Here is a 2,373-nt window from a genome sequence, read left to right on the forward strand (position 1 = left end):
TGTCCAGATGATACAGACGGCGCACTTTGGCTATGGTTTCCATGCAAATCACTCCAGTTTCCTCCCGGCAAATCCGGCAGGATATCAGGTGGTCAATTTACACGCTGTTTTCCACCCAATTCTGGCAACTTTTGCACGCTGTTTAACACCTTGGCTCGTGATCAAACAGGGCAAACCGCTCTGGCTGCTGTTGCCCGCAGCCATCTCGCTCGGTGCCTTCGCCTGGTTGTTGACCCTGCATCCGACCGCCGCCGGGCGTACCTACGCCGCGTATGGCGGCGTGTACATCGCAGTGGCCATCGGCTGGCTTTGGATGGTTGAGGGAATACGCCCAAGTTTTTGGGACGTTATCGGCAGTTTCCTTGCCCTGACGGGAATGGCCGTTATTATGTTCGCGCCCAGAGGCTAGCACCGTTTTTCTGCCCTGCAAGACGGGTTTTGAGTTCGCGTGACCATGTTCATTACCGTAACGATATGCCTCAAATGGACCAGCCTAGCTGATTGGGAGTAACATTCGCCGATGTTTCATGTTCGTTTATATTTAACGGCTCTCATAGTTTGCATTTTGCCAAGCATTGCACTTGCAGATGGGGTTTCCCTTACTCTGCCTGCAGCGATTACCGAAGCCCTGCACACGCAACCGCAAGTTTTTCAATCTGCACACACTGCTGCAGCAGGTCGAGATCTCTCTCAGGCGGCGCAAGCCGTGCTTTTGCCGCAGGTTTCTCTTGCAGCAGGTAGCATCTGGTCCGAGAGCAGAAATGGCCAACCCCTGTTTATTGCGGCCAACGCTCCGCGCGAAGTGGTTGGACAAATCCATGTCTCAGTCCCGATTTATGCTCCGCAACTGCATGCCCTAGCGAAGGCCGCGAAAGATCAATCCGTCATTAATCGGTCTCAAGAAACGGCAACCCTTCTGCGGGTGGCGGCTCAGGTCGTCAATGCCTATTATCAGCTCAACTTGCTGCAAACTCAGACAACCATATGGCGCAGCACGTTGAATGTCGCCCAAAAACTCTATCTGGACACGCATAAAGCGTATAAAGCCGGAGCCGTATCACAATTGGATCTGACCCAATCTGCCATACTGCGTAACAAAGCACGCGCCGGATTAGAGCAGACTGCAGCGGAGACCCGTGCTGCGACAAGGTTGCTGAATCTGCAGTTAGGGCGTGCAGCAGATGGGAAGATCATATTGTCCAATAGACCAGAGTTTGCGAGCCTATTGCCCATTCCATCTTACCTGGATACCCAGGCAAAGCAAAGGCAACCGTTGGTACAGGTTGCGGATCGACAAATCGCTTTAGCACGCGCGCAGATTCAAGTGCAGCGTGGTGCCACATTACCGACTATCAACGCCAGTGCTGCTTATGGCGTGGACACAGCCACCGCGCCACGGACTGGAGATCTCGGCTGGCAGGGAGCCTTGACACTCAGTATGCCGATATTCGGATTTGGCGCACATCAAGATCGAATCGCTGCTGCTCAAGAACAGTTAGCCGCCTTACGTTCCGCGCGCCAGGCGCTGATTCTGCAGATTGACAGCCAAATTGCCCATGATTATGGCGCTGCCCAGGCGGCTGAAAAAACATTGAATAATGCCCGCACGACAGCCCATGAAGCATTCAGCGTCTACACCATGACCCGAAAAGGCTATTTCGCGGGTGCCTTTAATGCACTGAATCTCGCTCAGGCAGAGGGCAGTTGGGTACGAGCGCGCTTGCGCCTCGCCAGTGCCAAAATTGCCGTGCAAATGACGCGCGCTCAATTGGAACTTGATATGGGGCGCTACCCTACAGAAAAAAAGGAAACTTCCCACACATGACGCTATCCTCCCGAAGCATTCGACCACACCATGCTGCGCGATACCTGGTGATGCTGCTTTCCTTTTTATCGATATCTTCGGCCTGGGCTGTGCCGGTTACCGTGGCGATTGTGAAGGCCTCAACGTGGACGCAAAAGATATCCGCCATGGGACAGGTCAAAAGTGTCGGACAGGTCACCCTGACAGCCCCTATGACCGGGCGAGTCATAGGGCCATTTCAGCCTACCGGAATGCTTCAGCCCGGTGCTGTGATTGCACGCATTGATCCCCCAGGTTTACAGGCACGCATTCAGGCTGCAAAGGCCCAGACGGACTACGCCCGGATTGCTCTGCAGCGCAACCAGCGCTTGCTGCGGGATGGCGTTGTTGCCGTTGCTACGGTGGATTCCAGTCGGGTCGCCTTGCAACAAGCCATCGCCACCTCACGCGCGCTTCAAGCTGAACAATCGGATCAGTCACTCGTGGCCCCTTTTGCAGGGAGCATTGATTATCTCGTGGCCCCCGGGGCTGTGGTCACGGCGGGAGCCCCCATCGCTAGACTGAGCGGT

Annotated in this window: 3 protein-coding genes; all 3 read left to right on the forward strand. The window is 55.0% G+C overall.

Translation table 11 applies throughout. From position 1 onward, the window contains the following. Nucleotides 1–409 (forward strand): YnfA family protein (locus BLW97_RS20145; RefSeq protein WP_242947875.1); only part of this gene is annotated, 409 nt, incomplete at its 5' end. A 111-nt stretch (nt 410–520) separates the two neighbouring features. Further along, nucleotides 521–1,825: a TolC family protein gene (locus BLW97_RS18070; protein WP_075324168.1), complete on the forward strand. Its 1,305-nt coding sequence runs from the start codon at nt 521–523 to the stop codon at nt 1,823–1,825. After that, a partial coding sequence (locus tag BLW97_RS18075; protein ID WP_423230380.1) for an efflux RND transporter periplasmic adaptor subunit occupies nt 1,822–2,373 on the forward strand: 552 nt, incomplete at its 3' end. The genes BLW97_RS18070 and BLW97_RS18075, both read left to right, overlap by 4 nt.

It is taken from the genome of Acidithiobacillus albertensis (assembly GCF_001931655.1).
GTDB classification, from domain to species: Bacteria; Pseudomonadota; Gammaproteobacteria; order Acidithiobacillales; family Acidithiobacillaceae; genus Acidithiobacillus; species Acidithiobacillus thiooxidans.